This window comes from Devosia pacifica (assembly GCF_014652635.1).
GTDB lineage: Bacteria > Pseudomonadota > Alphaproteobacteria > Rhizobiales > Devosiaceae > Devosia > Devosia pacifica.
In genome coordinates, this window is the sequence record NZ_BMZE01000002.1 from 534916 (window position 1) to 561016 (window position 26101).

Annotated in this window: 22 protein-coding genes and 1 tRNA gene; 9 read left to right on the forward strand and 14 right to left on the reverse strand. The window is 61.1% G+C overall.

Annotated features, from left to right (window positions below):
* Positions 1–6: 6 nt before the first annotated feature.
* Positions 7–1086 carry an ABC transporter ATP-binding protein gene (locus IE127_RS09740; protein ID WP_189425487.1) on the forward strand — a complete coding sequence of 360 codons (1080 nt, stop codon included), beginning with the start codon at positions 7–9 and terminating at the stop codon, positions 1084–1086.
* Between the two features lie 62 nt (positions 1087–1148).
* Here IE127_RS09740 and IE127_RS09745 read toward each other — a convergent pair whose 3' ends face one another.
* The 7 genes from IE127_RS09745 to IE127_RS09775 form a co-directional block, all read right to left on the reverse strand.
* A complete protein-coding gene (locus IE127_RS09745) occupies positions 1149–2696 on the reverse strand; it encodes a carbon-nitrogen hydrolase family protein (protein ID WP_189425488.1) in 1548 nt (515 codons plus the stop codon).
* A gap of 61 nt (positions 2697–2757) precedes the next feature.
* Positions 2758–3084: a DUF167 family protein gene (locus tag IE127_RS09750; RefSeq protein WP_189425489.1), complete on the reverse strand. Its 327-nt coding sequence runs from the start codon at positions 3082–3084 to the stop codon at positions 2758–2760.
* Positions 3081–3371 (reverse strand): YggT family protein, encoded by a 291-nt coding sequence (locus IE127_RS09755; protein WP_189425490.1) that lies wholly within the window; start codon positions 3369–3371, stop codon positions 3081–3083. Before IE127_RS09755 ends, IE127_RS09750 begins: the two co-directional genes overlap by 4 nt.
* Positions 3372–3445: 74 nt before the next feature.
* On the reverse strand, positions 3446–4054 hold the full coding sequence (locus IE127_RS09760; RefSeq protein WP_189425491.1) for a DedA family protein: 609 nt from the start codon (positions 4052–4054) through the stop codon (positions 3446–3448).
* A gap of 96 nt (positions 4055–4150) precedes the next feature.
* Entirely contained in the window at positions 4151–5965 is a 1815-nt protein-coding gene (gene typA, locus IE127_RS09765; RefSeq protein WP_189425492.1) for a translational GTPase TypA, read from the reverse strand.
* A gap of 238 nt (positions 5966–6203) precedes the next feature.
* Positions 6204–8327 (reverse strand): putative bifunctional diguanylate cyclase/phosphodiesterase, encoded by a 2124-nt coding sequence (locus tag IE127_RS09770; RefSeq protein WP_189425493.1) that lies wholly within the window; start codon positions 8325–8327, stop codon positions 6204–6206.
* A gap of 113 nt (positions 8328–8440) precedes the next feature.
* Positions 8441–9661: an argininosuccinate synthase gene (locus IE127_RS09775; protein ID WP_189425494.1), complete on the reverse strand. Its 1221-nt coding sequence runs from the start codon at positions 9659–9661 to the stop codon at positions 8441–8443.
* A gap of 122 nt (positions 9662–9783) precedes the next feature.
* Between IE127_RS09775 and IE127_RS09780 the strand changes: the two genes are divergently transcribed.
* Both IE127_RS09780 and IE127_RS09785 read left to right on the forward strand, forming a co-directional pair.
* Positions 9784–10251, forward strand: a complete 468-nt coding sequence (locus tag IE127_RS09780) for an Lrp/AsnC family transcriptional regulator (RefSeq protein ID WP_189425495.1) — start codon at positions 9784–9786, stop codon at positions 10249–10251.
* A 46-nt stretch (positions 10252–10297) separates the two neighbouring features.
* On the forward strand, positions 10298–10942 hold the full coding sequence (locus IE127_RS09785) for a LysE family translocator (RefSeq protein WP_189425496.1): 645 nt from the start codon (positions 10298–10300) through the stop codon (positions 10940–10942).
* A 33-nt stretch (positions 10943–10975) separates the two neighbouring features.
* Here IE127_RS09785 and IE127_RS09790 read toward each other — a convergent pair whose 3' ends face one another.
* The 4 genes from IE127_RS09790 to trxA form a co-directional block, all read right to left on the reverse strand.
* Positions 10976–12985, reverse strand: a complete 2010-nt coding sequence (locus IE127_RS09790) for a HAMP domain-containing methyl-accepting chemotaxis protein (protein ID WP_244640089.1) — start codon at positions 12983–12985, stop codon at positions 10976–10978.
* A gap of 136 nt (positions 12986–13121) precedes the next feature.
* Positions 13122–13343: a Trm112 family protein gene (locus tag IE127_RS09795; RefSeq protein WP_189425497.1), complete on the reverse strand. Its 222-nt coding sequence runs from the start codon at positions 13341–13343 to the stop codon at positions 13122–13124.
* A 17-nt stretch (positions 13344–13360) separates the two neighbouring features.
* Positions 13361–14026: an LON peptidase substrate-binding domain-containing protein gene (locus IE127_RS09800; protein ID WP_189425498.1), complete on the reverse strand. Its 666-nt coding sequence runs from the start codon at positions 14024–14026 to the stop codon at positions 13361–13363.
* 34 nt (positions 14027–14060) lie between these two features.
* Positions 14061–15005, reverse strand: a complete 945-nt coding sequence (gene trxA / locus IE127_RS09805) for a thioredoxin (protein WP_244640090.1) — start codon at positions 15003–15005, stop codon at positions 14061–14063.
* A gap of 174 nt (positions 15006–15179) precedes the next feature.
* Here trxA and IE127_RS09810 point away from each other — a divergent pair.
* Both IE127_RS09810 and IE127_RS09815 read left to right on the forward strand, forming a co-directional pair.
* Positions 15180–15254, forward strand: a tRNA-Gly gene (locus IE127_RS09810).
* 390 nt (positions 15255–15644) lie between these two features.
* Positions 15645–17789, forward strand: a complete 2145-nt coding sequence (locus IE127_RS09815; protein ID WP_189425499.1) for a sodium-translocating pyrophosphatase — start codon at positions 15645–15647, stop codon at positions 17787–17789.
* 34 nt (positions 17790–17823) lie between these two features.
* Here the strand turns inward: IE127_RS09815 and IE127_RS09820 are convergent, their stop codons facing one another.
* Positions 17824–18414: a phosphotransferase-like protein gene (locus tag IE127_RS09820; RefSeq protein WP_189425500.1), complete on the reverse strand. Its 591-nt coding sequence runs from the start codon at positions 18412–18414 to the stop codon at positions 17824–17826.
* Between the two features lie 2 nt (positions 18415–18416).
* Positions 18417–18950: an inorganic diphosphatase gene (ppa, locus tag IE127_RS09825; RefSeq protein WP_189425501.1), complete on the reverse strand. Its 534-nt coding sequence runs from the start codon at positions 18948–18950 to the stop codon at positions 18417–18419.
* A gap of 105 nt (positions 18951–19055) precedes the next feature.
* Here ppa and IE127_RS09830 point away from each other — a divergent pair, with 105 nt between their 5' ends.
* Complete coding sequence (locus tag IE127_RS09830) at positions 19056–19616, forward strand: hypothetical protein (protein ID WP_189425502.1); 561 nt, start codon at positions 19056–19058, stop codon at positions 19614–19616.
* 5 nt (positions 19617–19621) lie between these two features.
* Here the strand turns inward: IE127_RS09830 and IE127_RS09835 are convergent, their stop codons facing one another.
* Complete coding sequence (locus IE127_RS09835) at positions 19622–20065, reverse strand: tellurite resistance TerB family protein (protein WP_189425503.1); 444 nt, start codon at positions 20063–20065, stop codon at positions 19622–19624.
* A gap of 254 nt (positions 20066–20319) precedes the next feature.
* Here IE127_RS09835 and IE127_RS19910 point away from each other — a divergent pair, with 254 nt between their 5' ends.
* From IE127_RS19910 to IE127_RS09845, 3 genes are read left to right on the forward strand one after another with little or no spacing between them, the layout of a single operon-like run.
* The gene (locus tag IE127_RS19910) at positions 20320–21135 is read left to right on the forward strand and encodes an ImuA family protein (protein WP_373297307.1); all 816 of its coding nucleotides are present in this window, start codon (positions 20320–20322) and stop codon (positions 21133–21135) included.
* The gene (locus IE127_RS09840; protein WP_373297319.1) at positions 21086–22702 is read left to right on the forward strand and encodes a Y-family DNA polymerase; all 1617 of its coding nucleotides are present in this window, start codon (positions 21086–21088) and stop codon (positions 22700–22702) included. The genes IE127_RS19910 and IE127_RS09840 overlap by 50 nt, the downstream gene beginning before the upstream one ends.
* The gene (locus IE127_RS09845) at positions 22699–26100 is read left to right on the forward strand and encodes an error-prone DNA polymerase (RefSeq protein ID WP_189425505.1); all 3402 of its coding nucleotides are present in this window, start codon (positions 22699–22701) and stop codon (positions 26098–26100) included. Before IE127_RS09840 ends, IE127_RS09845 begins: the two co-directional genes overlap by 4 nt.
* The last annotated feature ends 1 nt before the right edge of the window (position 26101 follow it).

The window sequence follows — 26101 nt, forward strand, 5'->3', positions numbered from 1 at the left end:
CCCGCAATGGCCGCTAGCGTCGAACTCAAGAAGATTCGCAAGTCCTACGGGGATGTTGAAGTCATTCATGGCATTGATCTGATGATCGAGCCGGGTGAGTTCACCGTGTTCGTGGGTCCTTCAGGCTGTGGCAAGTCCACGCTCTTGCGGATGATTGCCGGCCTCGAGCCGATCACCGGCGGCGACATGCTGATCGAGGGTGACCGGATGAACGAGGTCCCGGCTGCGAAGCGCGGGATCGCGATGGTGTTCCAGTCCTACGCGCTCTACCCGCATATGTCGGTCTACAAGAATTTGTCGTTCGGCCTCGAAACGGCACGGGCGCCAAAGGAAGAGATCGAGCGCAAGGTGAAGCGCGCGGCCGAAATCCTTCAGATCGAGCCGCTGCTGCAGCGCAAGCCGAAGGCACTGTCGGGCGGTCAGCGCCAGCGCGTTGCGATCGGTCGGGCGATCACGCGCGAGCCGCGGCTGTTCCTGTTTGACGAACCGCTTTCCAACCTCGATGCCGAGCTGCGCGTGCAAATGCGCGTCGAGATTGCCAAGCTTCACAACGATCTCGGCAACACCATGATCTACGTGACACACGACCAGATCGAGGCCATGACCATGGCCGACAAGATCGTCGTGCTGTCGGCCGGTCACATCGAGCAGGCCGGTCCTCCGCTCGAACTCTATAATAACCCCAAGAACCTGTTCGTCGCCGGGTTTATCGGTTCGCCGAAGATGAACTTCCTAAAGGCCAAGGTCGAGGGACAGGACGCAGGCAGTGCCAAGCTGGCAGTCGCCGGATCTTCACTGACCTTCGACCGTAAGGTGAACGCCAGTCAGGGCGATGAGGTGACGTTCGGGGTACGCCCGGAGCACATCACCATCACCGAAGGGTCCGGCAAGCATTTCAGCACGGTGACCGTCGATCTCGTCGAGCATCTCGGTGGCCAGACCATCATCTACACCACGACGCCTGATGGCACCGCCATGACACTCGCCCTCGAGGGCCAGCGCGAAGTGCCGCTCGGTTCGCAGATCGAGACCTATATCGACACCAAGCGGTGCCATGTCTTCAACGCTGCGGGTGATGTGGTCTGAGAGGCGATAAACAGCCAGAAGAAAAGGGGCGGTGCCATTGGCACCGCCCCTTTTGTTTTTCCTCAGCCGCCGTCCCACCAGCGGACGCGATAGAGATCGAATCGCCGGTCGCGCAGATTGCGGACAGCGCCTTGCGCGCGCGCCCAGCGTACCGTCGCAAGGTTGAGGTCGGCCACCGCCACCATCTCGACATTCTCGCTGCATTCGGCAGCAATGCCGTCGCGCGCGAACGGCATGTCGCACGGCGTCAGGATCGCTGACTGGGCGTAGTTGATATCGAGATTGTCGACATTGGCGAGATTGCCGGTAATGCCGGACGTGACGACATAGCACTGGTTTTCGATGGCGCGCGCCTGCGAGCAGAAACGGACACGCAGGTGCCCGTGACGGGTATCGGTGCAGAACGGAACGAACAGAATGCGCGCACCCTGGTCTGCAAGCCGCCGCGCCAGTTCCGGAAATTCGCTGTCATAGCAGATCATGACGCCGATCGGGCCGCAATCGGTGTCGATGACATCGATCGCATCCCCGCCGACCGTGCCCCAGGAATCGCGCTCGTCGGGCGTGGGGTGAAGCTTTTCCTGCGCATGGATGGTGCCGTCGCGCAGGAAGACGTAGCTGACGTTCTGGATATCGCCATCATCGGTAATGGTCGGGTGCGAGCCACCGATAATGTTGATGTTGAGCGCCAGGGCCATTTGCTGCATGCGCTCGACGAATTCCGGTGTAAATTCCGTCAGCCGGCGAATTGCATCGTGCGGCGCCAGTTGGGGCTCGCTCGACAGCAGCAGCAGTGTGAAGAGTTCGGGGAATACCACGAAGTCCGAGCCGTAATCGGCAGCAACTTCTACGAAATAGCGGATGTGGGCGAAGAAGTCGTCGTGATCGCGAACCCAACGGGCACCGAGCTGAACGGTAGTGACGCGCACCGTCTCGCGGCCGCGATGACTGATCGGCTGGCCGATCTCGTGCGGATCGTAATAAGGATTGTGCCAGATCATCAGGGCGGCATGCCCACCTGAGGCACGGTCTTCCGTATGGTAGTTGCGCAGCGCCATCACCGGCTCGAAGCCAAGCTTCATCTGAAAGCTCGCTACCGGATCGCGCACTTCGCGCTCGCGCACCGCGGCAACATAGGCTGCCGGGTCCGAATAGTCCTTGCGATGGCGCCGGAACCCTGGGATGCGGCCGCCAAAGGCGATGCCCTTGAGCTGCATCTCCTCACAAAGGCGCTGGCGGACCTCATAGAGACGCTTGCCGATCTTGGCGCGCCTGCGGCCCGGATCGACGCATACTTCTACACCATAGAGCCATTCGCCCTTGCCGTTATGCGGGCTGGCATAACCGCCGCCGGTGATATCCACCCAGGTGTGCTGGCGAAAAATCTGGCTTTCCGCCACCTGCAGGGTCGCGGCATAGCCGACGATCTCGCCATCGAAGACGGCGACGAACTGACCTTCTGGAAAAGCATGGATCTGCCCACGAATGGAGCCGGGCAGATAGGCGCTTTCTTCCGGGTAGACACGCCGTGTCAGATCGAGAATGCCCGGTATGTCGGCAATCTCGGCGTTCCTGACTTCAAGTATGGGCTTTCCGGTCAGTTCCGGCATTTAGGGCTCCGCGCTGTTGGTCGGGTCGGACCTGTTTTTCGGCTCAATGCCAAGATAACGCTCAGGCGATCTCTGCCAAGCGCGCCAGAACAGCGGGGTGCTGTTCTGCTGAAATGTCGAGGCAGAACGTCTTGATCCGGGCTGTGGCTCCGGAGGTGAGGCGAATTGCCGAGGGCGCGATCCCCGTGGTGCGCGCCAGCAGCCGCGTTACCGCGGTGTTAGCACGTCCCTTGTCGGGCACGGCGCGAACGCGCACGCGCAGCACCTGTTGCCCATCATCGCGCGTTTCGCTTCCTTCGACAGCATCGCGCGCCGCATTCGGGGTGACACGCGCCCTCAACAAGAGCTTGCCCTTTTCGATTTTGCAGAAGCCGGGCAAGGCGCTCAATATACGTTGGGGTAGATGTAGTAGATTATCACCCGCTCGATGAAGAACAGGATCAGGAACAGGATGATCGGGGAGATATCGAGACCGGAAAAGCTCGGCACAACCCGCCGTATCGGATTGAGTACAGGTTCGGTCAATTGGTTGAGGATACGCCAGACCGCTGCGACAAACTGATTGCGCGTGTTGATGACGTTGAACGAGATCAGCCAGCTCATGATGATCATGGCGAGGACGATCCACCAGTAAAGCGACAGGATCAGCAGGATGATGTCGAGCACGGCGCGCATGGGCGTCTCCGGTTATTGGATATCCTGGGTATCTAGTGGCTTGGGTACACTTCGGCAAGCCGCATGAGGCGTGGCTAGCCGATATCCTTGATCGGCTTCCAGGTCGCGAAGCGGTAAATATAAACCAGCACGCCGATCACGACGACGGCGGTCGATACCGGGTCGACCCAGCCTTCGACGGCCTCGTAGTTCTCGTGCAGCAGAAAGCCTGCGCCAAGGAGGATGCCGTTCCACAAGAGCGTTCCGAAGGTGGTGATTGCAAGGAACCTGTAGAGCGGCATTGCGGCAAGGCCCGCCGGAACGGAGATCAGCGTGCGGATGGCGGGGATGAGACGTCCGATGAAAACGGCTGCCGGACCGTATTTTTCGAACCAGCGCACAGCCATGTCGATATCATGTTCTGTGATGGTCGCGATGCGGCCGAGCTTGTTGCACAGCCAGGTGAACCGTTTGAGGCCAAGCATACGGGCTGCAGCGTACCAGGCGGAGGTTCCGGCGAGCGAACCGAGCGTGCCCGCCAGCATCACGCCAAGGGTACTGAGTTCTCCGTTTGCGGCGGCATACCCCGCAAAGGGCATGATCAGCTCGGATGGTATCGGGGGAAAGACGTTCTCCAGCAGCATCAGGAAGAAGAGCCCGAGATAGCTCCAGTCCGTGATGACGCCGATAATCCACTCGCTCATGCCCACTCCTTGGCTGTTCGACCGAGCCATAATGCGGGAAGGTGGATAAAGGTTTAGCACCGGGCAGGAACATTTCCTGCCCGGCGTAGGCGGCTATTAGCTGGCCTTGGCGGCGCGCATCTGCTTCTTGCGCTCGTTCGGGTCGAGGAAGATCTTGCGAAGTCGGATCGACTTGGGAGTGACCTCGACATATTCGTCGTCGGCGATGTAGCCGAGAGACTGTTCGAGCGAGAGCTTTTTCGGCGGTGTGAGGCGCACCGCCTCATCCTTTGAAGTGGTGCGGATGTTGGTCAGCTGCTTGCCCTTGATCGGGTTCACCTCGAGATCATTCTCGCGCGTGTGCTCGCCAATGATCATGCCTTCATAGACATCGACGCCGGCATCGACCAGCATCGGACCGCGATCCTCGAGATTGAACAGCGCATAGGCGACCGCCTGGCCGTTCGAGTTCGAGATCAGAACGCCGGTGCGCCGGGTCGGCAGTGGACCCTTGTGCGGCTGATAATCGTGGAACAGACGGTTGAAGATCGCCGTACCGCGTGTGTCCGAAAGCAGTTCAGGCTGATAGCCGATCAGGGCGCGCGTCGGCACAAGCAGGCGCAGGCGCGAACGGCCGGTGCCCGAAGGACGCATCTCGACGAGATCGCCACGGCGCTCGGAGAGCTTCTGGACTACAGCGCCGGTGTGCTCATCATCAACGTCGATGATGACTTCTTCAATTGGCTCAAGCGTCTGGCCGTTCTCTTCCTTGAAGAGGACGCGCGGGCGACCAACGGTCAGCTCGAAGCCTTCGCGGCGCATGGTTTCAATAAGAACAGCGAGTTGCAATTCGCCGCGGCCGGCAACCTCGAACGAGTCGTTATCGGTACCGCGCGTGATCTTGATCGCGACATTGCCTTCAGCCTCACGCATCAGGCGTTCATAGATGACGCGTGACTGAACCTTGTCGCCTTCGCGGCCAGCCAGCGGGCCGTCGTTGATGCGGAAGGTCATCGACAGGGTTGGCGGGTCGATCGGGCGCGCCGGCAGGGCTTCGTTGATCGCCGGCACGGCGACGGTGTCCGACACGGTTGTGGTTTCGAGGCCGGCGATCGAGATGATATCGCCCGCCTCGGCGACGTCGATTGGCTGGCGCTCAAGGCCACGGAAGGCAAGCACCTTGGAGATGCGGCCTTTTTCGACCTGCTTGCCGTCACGGCTAAGCGCGTGAACGGTCTCGCCCGCCTTGGCGGTGCCCGAAAAGATACGACCAGTGAGGATGCGGCCGAGGAAGGGGTTGCGCTCAATGGTGGTGACCAGCATGCGGAATTCGCCGTCTTCGACGGTCGGCTCGGCAACATGCTCAACCACCTTGTCGAGGAGCGGCGCCATGTCGGTTTTCGGGCCCTCGGGCTCGGCAGCCATCCAGCCCTGCTTGGCGGAGCCGTAAAGGATAGGGAAATCGAGCTGTTCGGAGGTGGCGTCGAGAGCAACGAACAGGTCGAAGATCTCCTCGAGAACCTCAAGATGACGCTCGTCCGGCTTATCGATCTTGTTGATCGCAACGATCGGACGGAGGCCCTGTGCAAGCGCCTTTGCAAGCACAAACTTGGTCTGCGGCATCGGACCTTCCGCGGCATCGACGAGGATAACCACGCCGTCGACCATCGAGAGGATGCGCTCGACCTCGCCACCAAAGTCGGCGTGTCCGGGCGTATCGACGATATTGATGCGGGTGTCGCCCCATTCGAGCGAAGTCACCTTGGCAAGGATGGTGATGCCGCGTTCGCGCTCGAGATCGTTCGAATCCATTGCACGTTCATCAACGCGCTGGTTGTCGCGGAACACGCCTGACTGCTTGAGAAGGACGTCGATCAAGGTGGTCTTGCCGTGGTCAACGTGGGCGATGATTGCAATATTGCGCAAGTTCATGGGCGTTTCGGTCTGCCTGGTTGGCATGATCCGAAGGGTATTCACGGGATGAGGCTCGTGAATCGCAACCGGCCGATCATGCAGGAATCTGGCTGCGGGACCCTGGTCCCGGAGCTTTGCGGCCTGCAATAGCCCAGAGCGATGACGGAAACAAGACGATGTGACGCAATGCCGGCATGCGCTGGTCTTGATGCGCGAGAGCCTCGTGCTCGCAAGGAGACGCGCGACCATCTGTCGACTAGAGGTGCGCGCCTGCCTTTTGCGAAGCGTCGGCGGTCGCCAGAAGGAGGGCGAAATCGGCAGCCGACACGGGCTTCGAGAAGTAAAAGCCCTGAATTTCGTCGCAGCCATTGGCGCGCATGAGTTCGAGCTGCTCAGGCGTTTCCACGCCTTCTGCCGTCGTCGTCATGCCGAGACTTTTTCCGAGACCGATGATTGCCTTGATGATGGCAAGGCTGTCGCCAGGTGTGGCCAAGCCGCGCATGAAAGAGCGGTCGATCTTGATCTTGTCGAATGGGAAGCTGCGCAGATAGCTCAATGAGGAATAGCCGGTGCCGAAATCGTCCATGGAAATGCGGATGCCGAGCGATCTCAGCCTGTGGAGCGTACGCAGGACCTGGTCGTTCTGGGCCAAAAGCAAGGACTCGGTGATCTCGAGTTCGAGCCGCGTCGGGTCGAACCCGGTTTCGGCGAGGATAGCCTCGACCTGGCTGAACAGGTTTGCCGAGCGGAACTGAACTGCCGAGAGGTTCACTGCGACCCGGACATGTTTCGGCCAATCCCTTGCGACAAGGCAGGCCTGGCGCAGAACCCAGGCGCCGATGGGCACGATCAAGCCCGTCTCTTCTGCCACCGGGATGAACTCGTCCGGCGCGATTGTCCGGCCCTCGAACTCCCAGCGCAAAAGAGCTTCGGCGCAGGCAATGCGATCAGCCTCGAGTCCGAGCAGCGGCTGAAAGGCCAGGTGCAGTTCGTTGCGTTCTATGGCGCCCCGCAAGCCGGCCTCGATCGCGCGGCGGCGGCGCAGAGCGGCATCGAGTTCAGCTTCGAAGAAGTGGTAGGTGGAACGCCCCTCAGCCTTGGCTTTGTAAAGCGCGATATCGGCGTTCTTGATCAGGGTTTCGGCCAACCGGCCATCACCCGGGGCCATGGCGATACCCACCGACACACCGATCTCGACTTTCTGTTCGCCGATAATGAAAGGGCGTGAAATCGTCTCGATGATCTGCTCGGCAAGGCTCTGTGCATCGCGCTCCCCTGCGACGGGCCTCAAAAGCAATGCAAATTCGTCCCCACCGAGGCGCGCAAGCACGTCGCTGTCGCGCTTTGCCAGCGCCAGACGCTCGCCGGCGAGCTTGATCAACTGGTCACCAGCAGAATGCCCCAGCGTATCATTGATGTGCTTGAAGTGATCGAGATCGATATAGAACACGGCGGCTTTTTCGCCGCGCTTCAGGGCCATCTCGAGCGCGTCCATTTCGGCGAGGAACTGGGCGCGGTTCGGCAGATCGGTCAGGGCATCGTGCCGTGCAAGATGCTGGATGCGTGACTCGATTTCTTGTTGTTCGGTAATGTCCTCGTGGGTCGAGACCCAACCGCCATCCGGCATCGGGTGATGCTGCATGATCACGGTACGGCCATTCAGCTCGTGCACCGCCTTGCCGTATTCGCCCTGATGGATGACATCTTCGCGCCAGGCGAGGTATTCCTCGCGGGTCCCGCCGGTGAACATGCCGGTTTCGAACAGATATCCGAGAATGTCATGTAGCGGCGTGCCCGGTTTCAGGAGCGGCTCGGGCAGGTTGTAGATGCGCGCATAGGGGCGGTTGCAGATCACCAGATGGCCATGCCTGTCGAACATGCACAGGCCTTGGCCGATATTGTTGACGGCGGCATCGAGTCTGAGGTTCTGCAGCTCGAGTTCGCGCTTGCGCCGGTCGGCGTTTTCCTCACGGGCAATTTCGTCGGTCACGTCTTCATGCGTGACCACCCATCCCAGGGCTGATGAATAGGCGTGGGCGGTCTCAATGATACGGTCGCCGTGAACACGCTCCTGGCTCTTGTAGCGAAGCCCCGACCGGTTGGAGAGCAATTCCGCTGTATAGGTCTTGTAGAATTCCTCGGCGGTCTGGTCGGCATGGTTACCCATGCGCTGCGACAAGGCCACGACGTCCGTGAGATGCATGCCGCGGCGGATTTCCTTTTTGGGAAATCCGTAGATCTCGAGATAGTGCGCGTTCCACATGACCAGGCGGAACTGCGGGCTCCAGACACAAAACCCGTACGGGATGTTCTCGAGCGCTGCATCGAGCAGCAGTCTATCCGCCAGTTCTCCGAGCGACTGCGCAGCTTCGGTCTGCAATTATATCCCGCCTAATACGCTGGTGGTGCTTAGTATTAGACAAGCGTAGGCTCAGCCAGGTTAATTGCAGATTACGGAATTGTACTGCCTGCCCAAGTGGCGAAGCGCCGGCGTTAGCCGACGCTCCTGTTGCGGGAAGACCAAGTACGAAGCCGCAAGGCATTCAGCCGAATGAAGCCTTCCGCGTCGTGGTGATCGTAAGTACCCGTGCCTTCCTCGAAGGTAACGAGATCTTCCGAGTAGAGCGAATAGGGCGAGGTGCGCGAGACCAGATGCGTCGAGCCCTTATAGAGCTTGACGGTGACTTCGCCGGTGACGAATTCCTGGCTCTTGTCGATCAGCGCCTGCAGCATCTCCCGCTCCGGCGAGAACCAGAAGCCGTTATAGATCAGCTCGGCATAGCGCGGCATGATCTCGTCCTTGAGATGCGCTGCCCCGCGGTCGAGGGTGATCGATTCGATGCCGCGATGGGCGACGAGGAGGACTGTGCCACCGGGCGTTTCATAGACGCCGCGCGACTTCATGCCGACGAAACGGTTTTCCACCAGATCAAGCCGGCCGACGCCATGGGCGCCGGCGATCTCGTTGAGGCGTGTGAGCAGCGCCGCCGGCGACAGCCGTTCGCCGTCGATCGAGACCGCATCGCCCTTTTCAAAGCCGATGCGAACGGTCTGCGGCGTGTCCGGTGCCTTTTCCGGATCGACGGTGCGCTGGTAAACGTACTCAGGCGCTTCCTCACCCGGATCCTCGAGAACCTTGCCCTCTGAGGAGGTGTGCAGCAGGTTGGCATCGACCGAGAACGGGGCCTCGCCGCGCTTGTCCTTGGGGACCGGGATCTGGTTCTTTTCGGCGTAATCGATAAGCCGGGTGCGGCTTTGCAGGTCCCATTCACGCCACGGTGCAATCACCCGGATCGCCGGATTCAGCGCCATCGCCGACAACTCGAAGCGCACCTGGTCGTTGCCCTTGCCAGTCGCGCCATGGGCAATGGCGTCGGCGCCGGTTTCCTCGGCGATCTCGACCAGACGCTTGGCGATCAGTGGTCGGGCGATGGAGGTGCCAAGCAGATACACGCCCTCGTAGACCGCATTGGCCCGGAACATCGGGAAGACGAAATCGCGGACGAATTCTTCACGGACATCCTCGATGCGGATGTCCTTGATGCCCATCATCTCCGCTTTTTTACGCGCCGGCTCGAGTTCCTCGCCCTGGCCGAGGTCGGCGGTGAAGGTGACGACTTCACAGCCATATTCGGTCTGCAGCCATTTGAGGATGATCGAGGTGTCGAGGCCGCCCGAGTAGGCGAGGACCACCTTGTTGATGTCTTTGCTCAATTTGGATCTCCATGATCTGCACAAAGAATATCTGGATGGGGACGCAATTTGCTTGCGATTGCTTCAATCCGTGGGCAGTTATTGGCCATTCCTGCCACAGAGGTGATGGAGATTAGCGGTTTATGCCAATTCGCCTCGATGAAATCGACAAGCGTATACTGCGCACTCTGCAAGCGAATGGCCGCATGTCAAATGTCGAACTGGCCAGCGCGGTCGGCCTGTCACCCTCGCCCTGCCTGCGCCGTGTCAGATTGCTCGAGCAAGCCGGCGTCATTGAGGACTATGTGGCCGTTCTCAACGGCCCCAAGGTCGGCATGGGGCTCACAGTGTTTGTGCGCGTGTGGTTCAAGACGCAGGACGCGGACGTCACTCGGCGCTTTGCCGAAACGGTCGCGCGGTTTCCCGAGGTGGTGGAGTGCTATCTGACGACGGGAGAGTGCGATGCAATCATGCGGGTGGTGACCTCCGACCTGCATGCCTATTGGCGGTTTCAGGCCGAACACCTTACCCGCATTCCAAGCGTTCAAAGCGTCAAGACAGACGTGCCGATGGAAACGGTCAAGCGCAGCCACGCATTGCCATTGCCTTGATGTCTGCCGGCTCTTAGGGTCCGAACCAAACGCAAACGGTGGTCCCATGCAGTTCATCCCCGATCTTCCGGTCATGCTCGCTTTTGCGCTGGCCAGCCTGGTGCTGGCGATCACCCCGGGTCCTGACATGGCGCTGTTCGTATCGCGTACGATCAACTACGGACGTCCGCATGGGCTCAGCACGATGGCGGGCGCCGTGACGGGCATTGCCATCCATACCGGGTTGGCGGCATTCGGGATCTCGGTGCTGATCCTTGCGGCGCCCACCGCCTTTTTCGTGCTCAAGCTGGCGGGAGCGCTCTATCTGGTGTGGCTGGCAATCCAGGCGATCCGCGACCAGGGCGGGCTGACAGTGGCCAAGGCGCGGGGGCGGGCGCCGAGCCTGATGCAAAGCTATTGGACCGGGCTCGGGATCAATCTCACCAATCCCAAGGTCGCGCTGTTCTTCGTGACGTTCCTGCCCCAGTTCGTTTCAGCGTCCGATCCTGCCGCCTCGCCCAAGCTGTTGTTTCTCGGCGTCGAATTCATCGCCGTGTCGCTGCCGATCGTTCTCGGTATCGTCCTTGCGGCGGAGTGGCTGACCGCCACTCTCAAGCAGAACAAATGGGTCTCGAAGCTGTTGAACTACGGTTTCGCGGCCGTGTTCATGGGCTTTGCTGCGACGATCCTGCTGGCTGAAGGAAAGCGCTAGGGCGGAAAAGGCCGCCCTAGCGTATATCGAGGACTAGAACTCGCTCCAGTCCTGTTTCAAGGCGGCATTGCCTTGAGAAAGGTACGTCTCTGCCGTGGATTTCACCGAACGCGGACGCTTCTCGGAGGTCGGCCGCTCAAAGCTCCGCTCGCGGGCCATAGGGGTGCGCGGGGTGGTTACGAAGATTTCGACAACCCCGTCGAGCTCGCGTGCCTGCGCTTCGGTCTGCTCGATGGCGGCGTTGGTTTCTTCGACCAACGCAGCGTTATGCTGGGTCATCTCGTCCATCTGACGGATCGCCGTTGCGACTTCGCTGATCGCAGATGTCTGCTCGCGGTTGGCCTCCGAAATCGCCTGCATCAGCGTGCTGTTCTCCTGGACCGCTGAGAGAATGCCATCGAGCTTCTGGGCGGCGTTGGCAACGAGTTTGGCGCCACCGTCGACTTCTGTCGAAGACTGCTCGATCAGCGCCTTGACCTCGGAAGAGGCCTGTGCCGCCGATTGTGCGAGACGCCGAACTTCAACGGCCACGACAGCAAAGCCCTTGCCGGCTTCACCGGCGCGCGCTGCCTCGACCGAGGCATTGAGGGCCAGCAGGTTGGTCTGGAAGGCGATATCGTCAATCATGCCGATGATGTTGGAAATCTTGGCAGACGACTGGGTGATGCGCTCCATGGCGGTGGTCGCCTGACCCATCACCGCGCCGCCCTCACCTGCGAGCTTTGCCGCAGACTGACTGCGCTCATAGGCGTTTCCGGCTTTCTTGGCGTTGTCGGTGACGGTGGTGCTGAGTTGCTCCATTGCAGCCGACGTCTCTTCAATGGCGGCAGCCTGACGGGTCGTGCGCTCTGACAGGTCATTGGCGCCGGCGAGAATTTCGCCAGTGGCGGTCTTGAGGGCACTCGACGTCCGGCGCAACTGATCCGCGACGCTGGTGAGCTTTTCGCCCACTGCGTTGGTGTCGTCGCGAAGCGCCGCAAAGGCGCCGTGATAGGTGCCTTCCATGCGCTGGGTCAGATCGGTGCGCGCCAGAGCCGATAGCACGTGCCCCGCTTCGCCAAGTGCGCCATTGATCGCTTCCAGCATCGCATTGAAATTCTGGCAGATCCTGTTGATGTCGGGATCAGCGAACTGGCGGTCGATCCGCCTGGTGAAGTCCCCTTTCACACTTGCTTCGACCACTTCGTCAAACGCGGACTGGAAGGCGCCCATCATCTCTACGCGTTCGCTCGTCTGCCGCGCGGCGCTTGCCCGCTCCACTTCAGCCAGTTCCATAGCCTTGCCGTTGCTCTTGAACACTTCCAAGGCCTTGGCCATCTGGCCGAGCTCATGTTCGCGCTCGGCGCCCGAGATCGACATGTCGAATTCGCCGTTTGCGAGGCGACGCATGACGGCGGTCATGGCCGCAATCGCTCGCGACAGCCAGCGGCCAGTGATGAAAGCGAGGATCGCGCCAATTACGACTGCGACACCACCAATGACCGCAACAAGTACTGAAGTCAGCTCTGCTTGTGTATTCGCCTGAGGGCCAAGAGTTTCTTCACGCTGACGGGTGGCTTCAGCCATCGTGTCGAACGTCTCTTTCATCTCCGCTTTCAGGATATCAATCCTAGCGTTGAGGGATGAAACAGTGAGGATATCGCCGTCTTCTCTGGCGGTAATTAGCTGGTCTGTGATATCGAGGAACTGGTTGGCCGCAGTCTCGACAGACCTAATCTGTTCGATTGCCACTGGATCGTTTTCAAACAGCGCCACACCGTCTGGGTCGTTCGTCGCAACATCCTCCATGCGCTCAATCAGGTACGCCGCAGCGGCTGGTGTGGGCGACAGTCGATAGCTGAGCAAGGCAACGTTTGCCTCGGCCAAGTCGCGATCATAACCACTAATTTCAAGTGATTGCCGTGCGGCGAGACGATAGTTGTCAAAGGTGGAGCCGATGACATTGGCACCGGCATAGCCAATGAGGCTTGCGATAATCAAGAGTACAATTAGGGTGCCGAAAGCACCGTAGACACGCGAGGCGACGCTGAGTTTTGAGAACATTGGTGGACTGACTTAGAACTGCGGCTGACCGCGATTTACAACAAGAGAAAGCTATCGGTGCTAAAGCCCGATAGGCGCTACGATGAGAGTTAACCCGTAGCTCTTAAGTCTTGTTAAATGAGTGACCGGCTGGTCTTCACGATGTCAGTCTTGGTGGGCGTTCAGCTTGCCCGGGATCGTAAGGGCGCGCTTCTTCAAGGCTGAGCATTGGCACGCCGCGTCGGATGGGAAACGCGAGCTTGGCCGCAGCCGAGAACAATTCGGTGCCGTCCTTGGAAAGCGTCAGGCGGGTCTTGGTCAACGGGCAGACCAGCATCTCGAGGGTTTTTGGGTCGAGCGTTTCTCTTTGCGTAGTCATGGCTGCCAGCAGCTGCTTCAGTTGAGGGTGGCCGCGTCGCCCCCGCCCCTCGCAATCTCGTATTCCGTCAAGGCGATAAGCGTCTCTGCACGCTCCTCGAGCGATCCGGCTTCCAGCAATTGCTGCTTTTCAGCGGCACCGTATGGCGAGACCATGCAGCAAAAATTGACGAGATCGGCAGTGCCGGTGCGTTCGATTTCGTCCCAGTTCAATTCGATGCTGGCAAAATCGGCATATTCGCGCATCATCCGTACGAACCGTTCACGATCTACAGCGTCCTCGCCATAATCGCGCACGAAATCCTGCGAAAATGGCTCTGCATCGATGATGCACTGGCGGTACGGCGTCATCACCGTCAGCTCGGAGACCATGCGGAAGCGGGTAATGCCTTCAAGAATGATGAAGTAGCGACCCTCGCCATTCTCCTCGAAATGGGTGAGTCGCCCGAGGCAGCCGATGGACTGCAGCGGCGAGCGATCCGTCGGACTTTCGACTGTCGTGTCCTCCGGCTGAATGAGGCCGATCAGCCGCTCGCCCCGCAAGGCTGCGTCCACCATCTCGACATAACGCGGCTCAAACACATTGAGCGGGCGATGCGAGAACGGCAGCAGCAATGCGCCCGAAAGCGGGAACACCGGCACCGAACGGGGGATGTCAGCGGCAGATGCGGGGCGTTTGAGCATGAACTCCTCTTGGTCCGGCTATAGCCGCCGGTGCTTACGAAAACAGGGCCGTCGACAGCATCCTGCGGCCCTTGATGGTTGCCGGATCTTTCGGGCCCCAGGCCTCGAACAGTTCCAACAGCTTCTTGCGGGCGCCGTCTTCGTTCCACTCGCGGCTGCGGCGCATCAATGCGATCAGAGTCTCGGCGGCGGCCATACGGTCACCATTGGCGTTCTGCACCACCGCAAGGTCGAAACGCGCCTGATGATCATCCGGATCAGTTTCGAGCTGCGCCTCGAGGCTGTCGGCGGCCGACAGTTCCGCCGCTTCACTGAGCAGGCGAAGCGAGGCAGCCACGGCCTCATAACCTTCGGTGTTGCGCTGATCCTCGGGGACGGCGTCAAGGGCCGCCTGAGCCTCGTCGGTCTGGCCGGCAGCGAGATACACGCGCGCCATGCCGACAAGTGCCGACGCATTTGTCGGCTCGTGCTGCAGCACCATGCCGAAAATCTGCGCGGCGCGGTTGATGTCGTTGACCGCCAGTGCCTCATCTGCTGCCGAAAGCGCGGCTTCGATCTGCTCATCACGTGAGCCGGCTTCGGGGCCGGGCTCCGGCGCGGAGGCGATGATCTTATCAGCGAACCGGCGAATTTCGCTCTCCGGCAGCGCACCCATGAAACCGTCCACCGGACGTCCGCCGACAAAGGCGAATACGGCAGGTATCGACTGGATACCGAGCTGGCCGGCAATGGCCGGGTTCTCGTCTATATTGATCTTCACCAGCTTGATCTTGCCGGCCTTTTCGTTGACGACCTTCTCAAGCGTCGGCGTCAATTGCCGGCAGGGGCCGCACCACGGCGCCCAGAAGTCGACAAGCACCGGGGTCTGGCGTGAAGCGTCCATGACATCGGCCTTGAAGGCCTGGTCCGAGGATTCCTTGATCAGCCCGGCCGGCGGGCTGGTGTTCGAATCGGCTGCGCCGTTGAGCATAATGGTCATTCGTTGTGGCCCTTGGGCGTTGGTGTAAGCACTGGTTCTACTTGCGTTGGCGGATACCAGCAACGCAAGAGATAGGGGTTGTCACGGCAACGTAAAGAATGGGGTTGCAATCACCCTTATGATTGGGCATATAGGCGCCCGTCGCGCCGGTCACAAGCCGACGCACTGGAGCGTGCGGGTGTAGCTCAGGGGTAGAGCACAACCTTGCCAAGGTTGGGGTCGTGGGTTCGAATCCCATCGCCCGCTCCAAATCTCTCAGACAGAGATTACGAAGGCCGCCGTGAGGCGGCCTTTCGTGTTTGTGGCCCACGACCATATCGAGGCGCTTTTGAGCCGCTTGGCACTGCGTGCGTGATTGCCTCGGCATTCAAAGGTTTCGCAGCTTTCTCCCAATTCGGTTCCTCAGACCGCGACGAGTGTGTCCTGCGGTGTGCTGGTGATGCGCTGACCCACCCGCTTGCCATGCCGCCCGTCTTATCGAGAGGCCTGCGACAAAATAACGCAAATCCCATTGCTTAACACGCTAATCCCACTAAGCTCGCGTTGTGGGAGCGCTCCAGAGGGAGGGCGGTGCGCAGGCTTGGAGGAGGCTGCGCACCGTCTCGGAGGGCTCGGAGGAGACATTGCGAGGGGTTTCTCATGAGTTTGGCACTCTGGCTGATCGTGCTGTGCGGTGGCCTGTCGATTGTATACGGGGTGATCACCACCCGAACCCTGCTTGCGGCGGATTCAGGATCCGCGCGGATGCAGGAAATTTCGGCGGCGGTGCGTGAAGGCGCCTCGGCCTATCTCAAGCGCCAATACACCACGATCGCGATCGTCGGCGTCGTTATTCTCGTGCTCGCCTTTGTCCTTCTGGGGCTTTATGCCGCCATAGGATTTCTGATTGGCGCCGTGCTGTCCGGGGCCGCGGGCTTTATCGGGATGAACGTGTCGGTGCGGGCCAATGTGCGCGTGGCACAGGCGGCAACGACCTCGTTGGCCAAGGGGCTCGATCTGGCGTTCAAGTCCGGGGCTGTTACCGGCATGCTGGTTGCCGGGCTCGGACTGTTGGGAATCGTCATCTACTTCATGGTGCTGACCGGTATCGGCTTCGAGCCGACCAGCCGCACGGTGATCGATTCGCTGGTGGCGCTGTCGTTCGGTGCGTCGCTGATTTCGATCTTCGCCAGGCTTGGCGGCGGCATTTTCACCAAGGGCGCCGATGTCGGCGGCGACATGGTGGGCAAGGTCGAAGCGGGAATACCGGAGGACGATCCGCGCAATCCAGCAACCATTGCCGACAATGTAGGGGATAATGTCGGTGACTGTGCCGGCATGGCGGCGGATCTGTTCGAGACCTATGTGGTGACGATTGTTGCCACAATGGTGCTGGCAGCCATCATATTGCCGGACGCCTACAAGCTTGCGGGCATGGTCCTGCCGTTGGCAATCGGCGGCGTGTGCGTTCTCACCTCAATTGCAGGCACGTTCTTCGTCAAGCTGAGCGGTGGGTCGACGAACATCATGGGCGCGCTCTACAAGGGTGTCATCGCGACAGGCGTGATGTCGCTCGTTGCGATCTTTCCGGTGCTTTGGCTGGTGTTCGGCGATCTCGGCCTAAATCTCGGAAGCGAAACCAATCCGTTCACGCCACTTGATCTGTTCTTTTGCGGCGTTGCCGGGCTAGTGATCACCGGCCTGATCATCTGGATCACGGAATACTATACCGGCACCGGTCGACGGCCGGTCAACTCCATCGCCGAGGCGTCCGTTACCGGCCATGGCACCAACGTCATCCAGGGACTAGCGGTATCGCTGGAATCGACGGCGCTGCCGGCGCTGGTGATCATTGTCGGCATCATCGTCACCTATAATCTCGCGGGTCTGTTCGGGATCGCCGTGGCCGTCGCAACCATGCTGGCGCTGGCCGGGATGATCGTCGCGCTCGATGCCTTCGGACCCGTGACCGACAATGCCGGCGGTATCGCTGAAATGGCGGGGCTGCCTTCGGAAGTGCGCCAGAACACCGATGCGCTCGATGCGGTCGGCAACACCACGAAGGCTGTGACCAAGGGCTATGCCATTGGCTCGGCGGGGCTCGGCGCGCTGGTGCTGTTTGCAGCCTACACGCAGGACCTGATCTACTTCAGCGCTGAAGCGCCGGAAGGATCGTTCTTTTCAGGCCTTGGGACGCTCAACTTCTCGCTGGCGGACCCTTATGTGGTCGTTGGGCTATTGTTCGGCGGGTTGCTGCCGTTCCTGTTCGGTGGGCTGTCGATGACGGCAGTCGGGCGTGCCGCGCAGGCAGTGGTGGTCGAGGTGCGGCGCCAGTTCAAGGCCGATCCGGGGATCATGGCCGGCACCTCGAAGCCTGATTATGCCCGCGCCGTCGACATGCTCACCAAGGCCGCGATCAAGGAGATGATCGTCCCGTCGCTGCTGCCGGTGCTGTCGCCCATCTTCGTGTTCTTCGCAATGTACTGGATCGCGGGACCAGCGGCCGGGTTTTCGGCGCTTGGCGCAATGCTGATGGGCGTGATCGTGACCGGGCTGTTCGTTGCCATTTCGATGACCGCGGGTGGCGGGGCCTGGGACAACGCCAAGAAGAGCTTCGAGGATGGTTTTACGGACTCCCAAGGCGTCACCCACCACAAGGGGTCTGAGGCGCACAAGGCCTCGGTGACGGGTGATACGGTCGGCGACCCTTATAAGGATACGGCGGGCCCGGCGGTGAACCCGATGATCAAGATCACCAATATCGTCGCGCTGCTGCTGCTTGCGATCCTGGCGCATCTGGGGTGACAGCCTCGTTCGGCGGCGTTGCCGCCGGACGGTTTCACGCCTCGTAGTCGAGCGTGCCGGTCTTTGCGGCAAGCGCCTGGTCGATCTGCATCGCGCCGGTCTCCGGCGTTGTGGTGCCGGTATCGATGACGAGGTCATAGCGCTTGCCGGCGGCAACGGCTTCACGCCAGCGGGCGACGATCGCGGGATCGACGGCATACTGCGTCGCCGATTTTTCGCTTTTTGTGCGACGGGCAATATTGATCTCGTCAGCACAGGTGACGCCGACCATCAGTACCGAAAGGCCTGCCAGCTTTTGTTCGAGATGGACGGCGATGTTCAACGGGGTGGCATAGAAATCGTGGATGCCGAGATCGGCGACGACGTTGAAGCCGGCGTGCGCATGCAGCGCGATGGTATCGAACAGGGTCTGGTAGAGCCGCAGCACCATCGGCTCGAGGTCGGGCCGTTCACCGCCGGGGCGCAGGCCGATGCCGGGGAGCAGGGCTTTGGGCAGGGCGGCGTTATAGAGATCAACGCCAAGATTGATCCACGCGCCCGCGACATGCTGCTGAATGGCTGCCGCGAGCGAGGATTTTCCAGAGCGCGGCGGCCCGTCAAGGATGACGATGCGGCCGCGCTGCATGATTATTTCTCGTTCTTAGCCATCTCGATGGAATCGAGAATGACCTTGCGGGCGTCGTCAATGTTACCGATGCGATCGATCTTGGCCCACTTGCCGGGCTCGAGATCCTTATAGTGCGTAAAGAAATGCTTCACGCGTTCAACGGCGATCTCCGGCAGGTCGGTGACGTCATGAACGTTATCGTACATGCGGGTGAGCTTGGAGACCGGCACGGCAAGGATCTTTTCGTCCTGGCCGCCATCGTCTTCCATGAACAGAACGCCGACGGGTCGCGAGCGCACCACGGCGCCCGGCACCAGCGGGCGCGAGTTCAAGACGATGACATCGAGCGGATCGCCATCGCCGCACAGCGTATGCGGCACGAAGCCGTAATTTCCGGGATAGCGCATCGGCGTATAAAGAAACCGGTCAACGAACAGGGCACCGGAGTCCTTGTCGATCTCGTATTTGATCGGTTCGCCGCCCAGCGGCACCTCGATCACCACATTGAGGTCGTCGGGAGGATTCTTGCCGGTCGGAATGGCCGCAAAATTCATGAAGCAAACTCATGGTCGGGGAGGAGGATAGCCGCGTTCTGCCTAGATCGGCCCGCAAAAGCAAGCCATATTGGCGCCAGATGCGGCAATGAGAAAGGCAGCCGGGTGCGCAGGTGGAAAGCGGTTTCGGCGTTTGTGTTGCTGGCCAATAGTCTTGCTGCCGTTCCGGCAGTGGCAGGATTTCAGAGCTTTTACACCGATCTCAATCTCGATGATTGCCTGGTGCTGAGCGCCGACGATTTCGAGAGCATCTGGTCGTGCCCCGGATATCGCGGTTTTCCGTTATGGGTGTCGCAGAGCGATCTGCGGTTCTACCTCAGCTATGGGTTTTCTGCGCCTAACGAGCGGGTTGCCGGTCAGACCGCCGAGCCGTTCAATCACCTCGGTCCGGAGCTCGAATGGCGATTATCGAACGCAATGGGCAGGTGGTTTCCGGTGGCGAGTATTGCGCGCTACTTCACTTCCAATGCGCAAGGTGAAGAGACCAACGAGGTTCTGGTGGTCAGCCAGATCGCCGAAGGTAATTCCTGCCATATCGCCTATGTGGATGCGCTGGTGAACGAGGATGCTCAGGCGCTGGCGCGCGATGCCGCTGACCGGCTGGCCGGCACTGTCGAGTGCGATAAGGTCGAGCCGGAAATCATCGGCGCTTTCGAGGCCTGGTAGCGTCCTTAGCCGGCGTGCTTTTCGCGGGCGATGCGGGAGCGCAGGACGGTGCGGTCGCGCGAGGAAATGCCGATCAGTTCGGCCACGCGCCAGACCATGTTGTCTTCCATCTCGTGGTTCTTGTCATCGGTGAAGACGATCCGCCACATCATCTCGATGATTTCGAGGCGCTCGGCAAGATCGAGCCGGCTGAGAGCGGAAGTGAAGCCATAAAAATCAACGGCCTCTGCATCGCGTTCGCTGGCTTCCTGCATCAGCGAATCGACGGCCTCCTGGTCGAGGGCGTAATTGTCCATCAGCGCTTCGCGAATCGCCCTGCGCTCTTCTGGCTGCGTCTCGCCATCGACACCGGCGAGATGGATGAGGAGCGCAGCGACTGCGAGCTTCGGGTCATGCTCGTCCAGCTCCGGCTCGGGCTTGGCGAACAGGCGGCTGAGCGCTTCAAACATGGCTTGGTCCTTTCGCATGTCCCGGCTGGGACTCGGGTGAGTCCTGAAACTATGTATGGCATAGCCACGCGGCAATGCCGGTCGCGCTGATTCACGGCCTGTTGAGCCTCAAGGCCTTAGGTGCCGGGCGGGTTCCCTCGGACATGTGCTGGATACACACAGCCTGAAAAAGACTCAGCTTGACTCTTTTCGCCGGTAGATGTTCTGTTTTTGTTCTCATCTGACGACGGAACAGAGACCCATGCGAGTGTGTCATGACCACGCGTACACAAACCGCCACTCTCGATGCGCTGCGCCAGACGATTGCGCGAATCGAGCGCCGGCCAAGCCTCAAGGACACGACCACCAATTCGGAGAACGTCGCTGGAGCTTTGCCTGTGCCGTCCGGGGTAATGCACGAGGTGTTCACCGATGCGACTCGCAATGGCGGCGCAACGCTCGGGTTCGCGCTTGCCCAGGCACGGCATCTGCTGACGCCGCAAAGGCCGGCGCTGATCTATATCCACCTGCTGCGCGACAGCCAGGAATTCGGTTTGCCCTATGCCGCAGGACTGGCGCGTTTCGGATTCTCTCCCGAAGAGGTGCTGCTGGCGCGTACCGCGACAATCACCGAGTTGTTGTGGGCGGCCGAGGAGGCGCTGGCCTGCCAGGCCGTTGCGGCGGTGATCGCCGAAATCCGGGGTGCGCCGAAGCAGTTCGATTTCACCGCAAGCCGGCGGCTGAGCATGCGGGCGGCTTCGGCCGGAGCCTCGCTGTTCGTCATGCGCTACGGAACGGGCCGCGAGGCGAGTGCAGCGGGCTTTCGCTGGCACCTGACGCCCGAGCGCAGCGCCGCGATGCCGTTCGATGCAAAGGCGCCCGGCGCACCGCGCTGGCTGGCGCGTTTGGAAAAAGGGGTACTCGACGGGCGGGTGAATGGCCAATGGCTGCTGGAGTGGCGTGAGCATGGCCTTCTCGAATGCGTCAGCCCATTTGGAGGGGCCGCAGAACACGCTGCAGCAGACCGGCGATCGACGCTTCATGGTTCTGAACCTGCCGCTCTGGGCGACGGACTGTCTCAGACGGGCTGAGCCTTCGCTGAGCCCCGATCTGCCGCTGGTGCTCTATGAAAAAAACAAGGGTGCGATGCGGCTGGTGGCGCTCGATGCGCTTGCCGCGCACGCCGGGCTGCGGGCCGAGCAGAGCCTTGCCGAAGCGCGAGCGCAACTGCCGACGGTTCAGGCGCGCGAGATCGACCGGTCGTGGACCAGTGCGGTGTTTGCCGATTTTGCCGACTGGCATTCCTGGGCGAGCCCGCTGGTGGCGGTTCTCGAGGACATGACCGCCTATGGCGATCTGGTGCTCGACATTACCGGGGTGTCGCACCTGTTTGGCGGCGAAGAGGCGATGCTCGAGCGCGTCACAGGGCGGCTTGCGGCAATGGGCATTACGGTGTTCGGTGCAATTGCGCCAAGCATTGGTGCCGCCTGGGCGATCAGCCATCATGGCCGGGAAAGCCGGATCCTTGCCCCTGACGAGGTGTCCGCAGCGCTTTCTGGCCTGCCGGTTTCGGCGCTGAGGCTGAATGGCGAGCAGGTGGCGGGGCTGGCCCAGATGGGCCTCAAGAGCATCGGCCAGCTTTACCAGCGTCCGCGCAAGCCGCTGCAGGCAAGGTTCGGCGTCTCGCTGTTGACCAGACTCGACCAGGCGCTTGGACATGTGAGCGAGCGGATGACGCCGCGTCTGCCGCCGGCGGAACGATTTGCCGAGCGCAGGTTTGCAGAACCGATCGGGCTGATGGATGACGTGCTGGCGGCGGCACACGATCTGGCGATCCGGCTCGGGCACGACCTCGAACGCGAAGGCGTCGCGGCCCACAGTTTTCACCTGTTCATCTACAGGGTCGACCACAAGGTACTTTCGCTTTCGGTCAATGCCGGGCGCGCAACGCGCGATCCCAGCCACATCACGCGGCTGTTCGCGCATCGCAGTGAACGGCTCGAAGGCGGCTACGATCCGGGCTTCGGTATCGACATGATCCGGCTTGCGGCAAGTTCTGTCGATACGCTCGATGAAACGCAGATGGGCGTTTTCGAAACCCGCGACGGAGCGAGCGATCTCGACAGACTCTATGACCGGATGACTGCCCGGCTGGGCGCCCTTGCGGTGGTGCGATCGATCTTCGTTGATACGCACGTGCCCGAACGCGCCATAAAGCTGGCTCCGGCCGTTTCGGGCGAGACCAATTCAGTCTTGCCCAACACCGGGCTTGTGCGGCCATTGCGGCTGCTGCCGTCTCCAGAGCCGATCAGTGTCGTTGCGGCGGTGCCCGATGGACCGCCCGCCGCAATGGTATGGCGACGGGTTCGGTACGGTTTCGTCAAGGCCTCCGGGCCCGAGCGGATCGGGGCCGAGTGGTGGCGCGCTCATCGCCGGCTCGATCTTCTGGCGCCGCTCGATGCCGGCAAGACGGATCGTGATGACAAGCCCGAGCAGATGCCGCTTCTGCCCAATCTCGAGCCTTTCGATTCAGCGGCTGCGACGCGCGATTATTACGTGGCCGAAGATGACGGGGGACGCCGATTCTGGTTGTTCCGGCTGGGGCTGTTCGTGCCCGGGGCCGATCCGCAATGGTATCTGCATGGGGTGTTTTCATGAGCGCTCCGATCCCGCTGCCGCCGTCTCGCCCATCTCGTCCGGTCGCGCCGCCAGCCTTCATCGAGTTACTGGCAACCAGCAATTTCTCTTTTCTCAGAGGCGCCTCGCATCCCGAAGAGATGGTCTCAGCTGCAGCGCAACTCGGGCTCGCGGGGCTCGGACTTGCCGACCGCAACAGTTTTGCAGGTGTTGTCAGAGGCTATGTGGCGGACCGTGATCTCGAGGAAAAGCCTAAAGGATTTCGCTATCTCGTCGGCGTCCGGTTGTGCTTTGCCGATGGGACACCGGATATCGTCGCCTATCCCAGCGACCGGGCCGCCTATGGGCGATTGTGCAGGCTTTTGACCCTGGCCAACAAACGGGGTGCCAAGGGGGCGCCGGAGCTGCACTTATCTGATCTGTTGTGCCGGGAGGGGGATTTCATCGTGGGGCAATTGCTCATCCTCGTGCCTGACGAAGACGACTGGGCCAAAACCGAAGACGTGCTCACCCGGCTTGCCGGCAGAGTGCCGGGCAATATCTGGCTCGCGGGTTTTTTGAGATTTGCCGGCAATGACCGGGCCCGGCTCAACCGTGTGGCTGATCTTGCGAAGCGTTGTGGCGTTGCCATGCTCGCCTCTGGCGATGTGCTCTATCACGAGCCCGACCGGTCACTGGTTCAGGATGTTGTCACCTGCATTCGCGAGCACATGACACTCGAGGAGGCGGGACGGACGCTGGCAGCCAATGCCGAGCGGCATTTGAAGCCGCCGCGCGAGATGGCGCGCCTGTTCGCGGAACATCCCGATGCGCTGGCCGAGACCGTGCGGTTCGCTGCCCGCATCGGCTTTTGCCTCGATCAGCTGCGCTACAATTATCCCGAGGAGACGATCGGCAATGGTGAGAGCGCCCAGCAGACCCTTGAGCGCCTGACCTGGCGGGGGGCGGCACGACGCTATCCCGGCGGTGTGCCGGACAAGGTGAAGCGCGCCCTTTGGATGGAATTGAGCCTGATCGCCTACAAGCACTACGCGGCCTATTTCCTGACCGTACATGACATCGTGATTTATGCGCGCTACGAGCGGAAAATCCTCTGCCAAGGGCGCGGCTCGGCCGCCAATTCGGCGGTGTGCTTTTGTCTCGAGATCACCGAAGTCGATCCGGCGAGTGCCGATCTGGTGTTCGGGCGGTTCATTTCCACCGAGCGCGACGAGCCGCCCGATATCGACGTCGATTTCGAGCACGAGCGGCGCGAGGAGGTGATGGCCTATGTCTATGCCAAATATGGGGGCAAGCGCACGGGGCTTACGGCCAACGTCATCAGCTATCGTTCGAAAAGCGCTATTCGCGAGACCGCGAAAGTGTTCGGCCTCTCGGAAGACGTGGTGGCGGGGCTCAACCAGTTGCACTGGGGGTGGGGGCAAAAGCTCGATCTGTCGAGCGTCGCCCAGATGGGGCTCGATCCCAACGATCCGGTGCTGGCGCAGATGTTCGCTGTTGTCGGGGTGCTTCGCGGCTTTCCCCGGCATTTGTCCCAGCATGTCGGCGGCTTCGTGATCACGCGGGATTCGCTCGAATCGCTGGTGCCGATCGGCAAATCAGCGATGGACAGCCGCACCATCATCGAGTGGAACAAGGACGATATCGACGCGCTTGGCATTCTCAAGGTCGATATTCTGGCGCTTGGCATGCTGAGTTGTTTGCGGCGCGGGTTCGAGCTGCTGCATCGGCATTATGACACGCAGGTGGAACTGGCCGAACTGCTGCGTGAGGAGAAGAAGTTCCCGGAGCGCGCCGCGCCGGTTTACCGGATGACGCACAGGGCGGACACGATCGGCGTCTTTCAGATCGAGAGCCGAGCGCAGATGACCATGCTGCCAAGGCTGAAACCGCGTGAGTTCTACGATCTGGTGATCGAGGTGGCGATCGTGCGGCCCGGCCCGATCCAGGGCGGCATGGTGCACCCGTATCTCAAGCGTCGACTGGGACGCGAAAAGGTGACGTTTCCGAACCCTGATCTCGAGGCGGTGCTGGGACGAACACTCGGCGTGCCGCTGTTCCAGGAGCAGGCGATGCAGATCGCCATTGTCGGCGCTGGGTTTTCCGCCGGCAAGGCAGACCAGCTGCGCCGGGCAATGGCGGCTTGGCGCCGCAATGGCAAGATCGCCGAGTTCGGGGCGGAGTTCATCGCCGGGATGATCGCCAATGGCTATGAGGTGGAGTTTGCCAAGCGCTGTTTCGCCCAAATCCAGGGGTTCGGCGAGTACGGCTTTCCGGAAAGCCACGCGGCCTCGTTCGCGCTTCTGGTCTATGCCTCGTGCTGGATGAAGTGCCATTACCCTGATGTGTTCGCCTGCGCGCTGCTCAACAGCCAGCCAATGGGATTTTATGCGCCATCACAGATCATTCGCGATGCCATTGAACATGGCGTCGAGGTGCGCGAGGTGGACGTGAACCTATCCGATCTCGATTGCGTGCTGGAGGAGAATAGCCGGCCCGCCGCAGAGCATGTGCGACCGCAGCACCGAGAAATGCGCGAGGACATTCTCTCCAATCATGCGATCCGACTGGGGCTCGGCTATATCAAGGGCCTGAAGCAGGATCATGCCAATTTGCTGGTGGCGCGGCGTGGCGCAGGCTACGATTCCGTGCGCGATGTGTGGCTGCGGACGGGTCTGCCGGTCTCTGCCCTTGAAGTGCTGGCGAATGCCGATGCCTTCGCCTCGCTTGGGCTAAGCCGCCGCGATACATTGTGGGCGGTGAGGGGACTGATGGGCGCGGAAGGCGCAGAAACGCTGCCTCTGTTCAAAACCAGCGAAGGCGGTCGCCAGAGCAGTGAGCCGGATGCCGATTTGCCGGCCATGCCGCCGGGCGAAGAGGTGGTGAGCGACTACAAGGCGCTGACTTTTTCGCTCAAAGGGCACCCGGTCAGCTTCTTGCGCGATCAACTCGACCGTCACGCCGTGGTGCGGGCAGCGGACCTTCTGGATCTTCAAAATGGCAAGCAGGTAACGGTTGCGGGACTTGTTCTGGTCCGTCAGCGCCCCGGCACGGCAAGCGGGGTGATCTTTTCAACGCTCGAGGACGAGACGGGGGTCGCCAACATCATCATCTGGCCGCGTGTGTTCGAAGCCAACCGCCGAACGGTTCTGGCCTCGCGCATGCTGGTGGTCCGTGGCGAACTGCAACGTGAAGGGCTGGTGGTGCATGTGGTGGCGCGTCAGATGCACGATCTGACGCCAAGACTGATCGCGATCGCCAATGGCGTGCCGCTTGGCGACGCGGCGATGTCGCGGGCGGACGAGGGAAAGTCCGGCCCGCATGGCGATCGCGCCCGCTCACGCGACGCTATCAGGCACGAAGATCTGGCCCGCCGGCGCGCCTATGCGGCTCTGCCAAGCGGGCGCAACTTCCACTGAA

Coding starts and splice junctions, on each gene's coding strand:
- IE127_RS09820 (WP_189425500.1), bottom strand. CDS start 18,414: ATGCAGCGCGGCCGCATCGTCATCCTTGACGGGCCGCCGCGCTCTGGA.
- typA (WP_189425492.1), bottom strand. CDS start 5,965: ATGAACTTGCGCAATATTGCAATCATCGCCCACGTTGACCACGGCAAG.
- IE127_RS09780 (WP_189425495.1), top strand. CDS start 9,784: ATGCCAATTCGCCTCGATGAAATCGACAAGCGTATACTGCGCACTCTG.
- IE127_RS09815 (WP_189425499.1), top strand. CDS start 15,645: ATGAGTTTGGCACTCTGGCTGATCGTGCTGTGCGGTGGCCTGTCGATT.
- IE127_RS09795 (WP_189425497.1), bottom strand. CDS start 13,343: ATGACTACGCAAAGAGAAACGCTCGACCCAAAAACCCTCGAGATGCTG.
- IE127_RS09835 (WP_189425503.1), bottom strand. CDS start 20,065: ATGTTTGAAGCGCTCAGCCGCCTGTTCGCCAAGCCCGAGCCGGAGCTG.
- ppa (WP_189425501.1), bottom strand. CDS start 18,950: ATGAATTTTGCGGCCATTCCGACCGGCAAGAATCCTCCCGACGACCTC.
- IE127_RS09785 (WP_189425496.1), top strand. CDS start 10,298: ATGCAGTTCATCCCCGATCTTCCGGTCATGCTCGCTTTTGCGCTGGCC.
- IE127_RS19910 (WP_373297307.1), top strand. CDS start 20,320: ATGACCACGCGTACACAAACCGCCACTCTCGATGCGCTGCGCCAGACG.
- IE127_RS09845 (WP_189425505.1), top strand. CDS start 22,699: ATGAGCGCTCCGATCCCGCTGCCGCCGTCTCGCCCATCTCGTCCGGTC.
- IE127_RS09800 (WP_189425498.1), bottom strand. CDS start 14,026: ATGCTCAAACGCCCCGCATCTGCCGCTGACATCCCCCGTTCGGTGCCG.
- IE127_RS09755 (WP_189425490.1), bottom strand. CDS start 3,371: ATGCGCGCCGTGCTCGACATCATCCTGCTGATCCTGTCGCTTTACTGG.
- IE127_RS09760 (WP_189425491.1), bottom strand. CDS start 4,054: ATGAGCGAGTGGATTATCGGCGTCATCACGGACTGGAGCTATCTCGGG.
- IE127_RS09740 (WP_189425487.1), top strand. CDS start 7: ATGGCCGCTAGCGTCGAACTCAAGAAGATTCGCAAGTCCTACGGGGAT.
- IE127_RS09745 (WP_189425488.1), bottom strand. CDS start 2,696: ATGCCGGAACTGACCGGAAAGCCCATACTTGAAGTCAGGAACGCCGAG.
- trxA (WP_244640090.1), bottom strand. CDS start 15,005: ATGACCATTATGCTCAACGGCGCAGCCGATTCGAACACCAGCCCGCCG.
- IE127_RS09840 (WP_373297319.1), top strand. CDS start 21,086: ATGGTTCTGAACCTGCCGCTCTGGGCGACGGACTGTCTCAGACGGGCT.
- IE127_RS09790 (WP_244640089.1), bottom strand. CDS start 12,985: ATGTTCTCAAAACTCAGCGTCGCCTCGCGTGTCTACGGTGCTTTCGGC.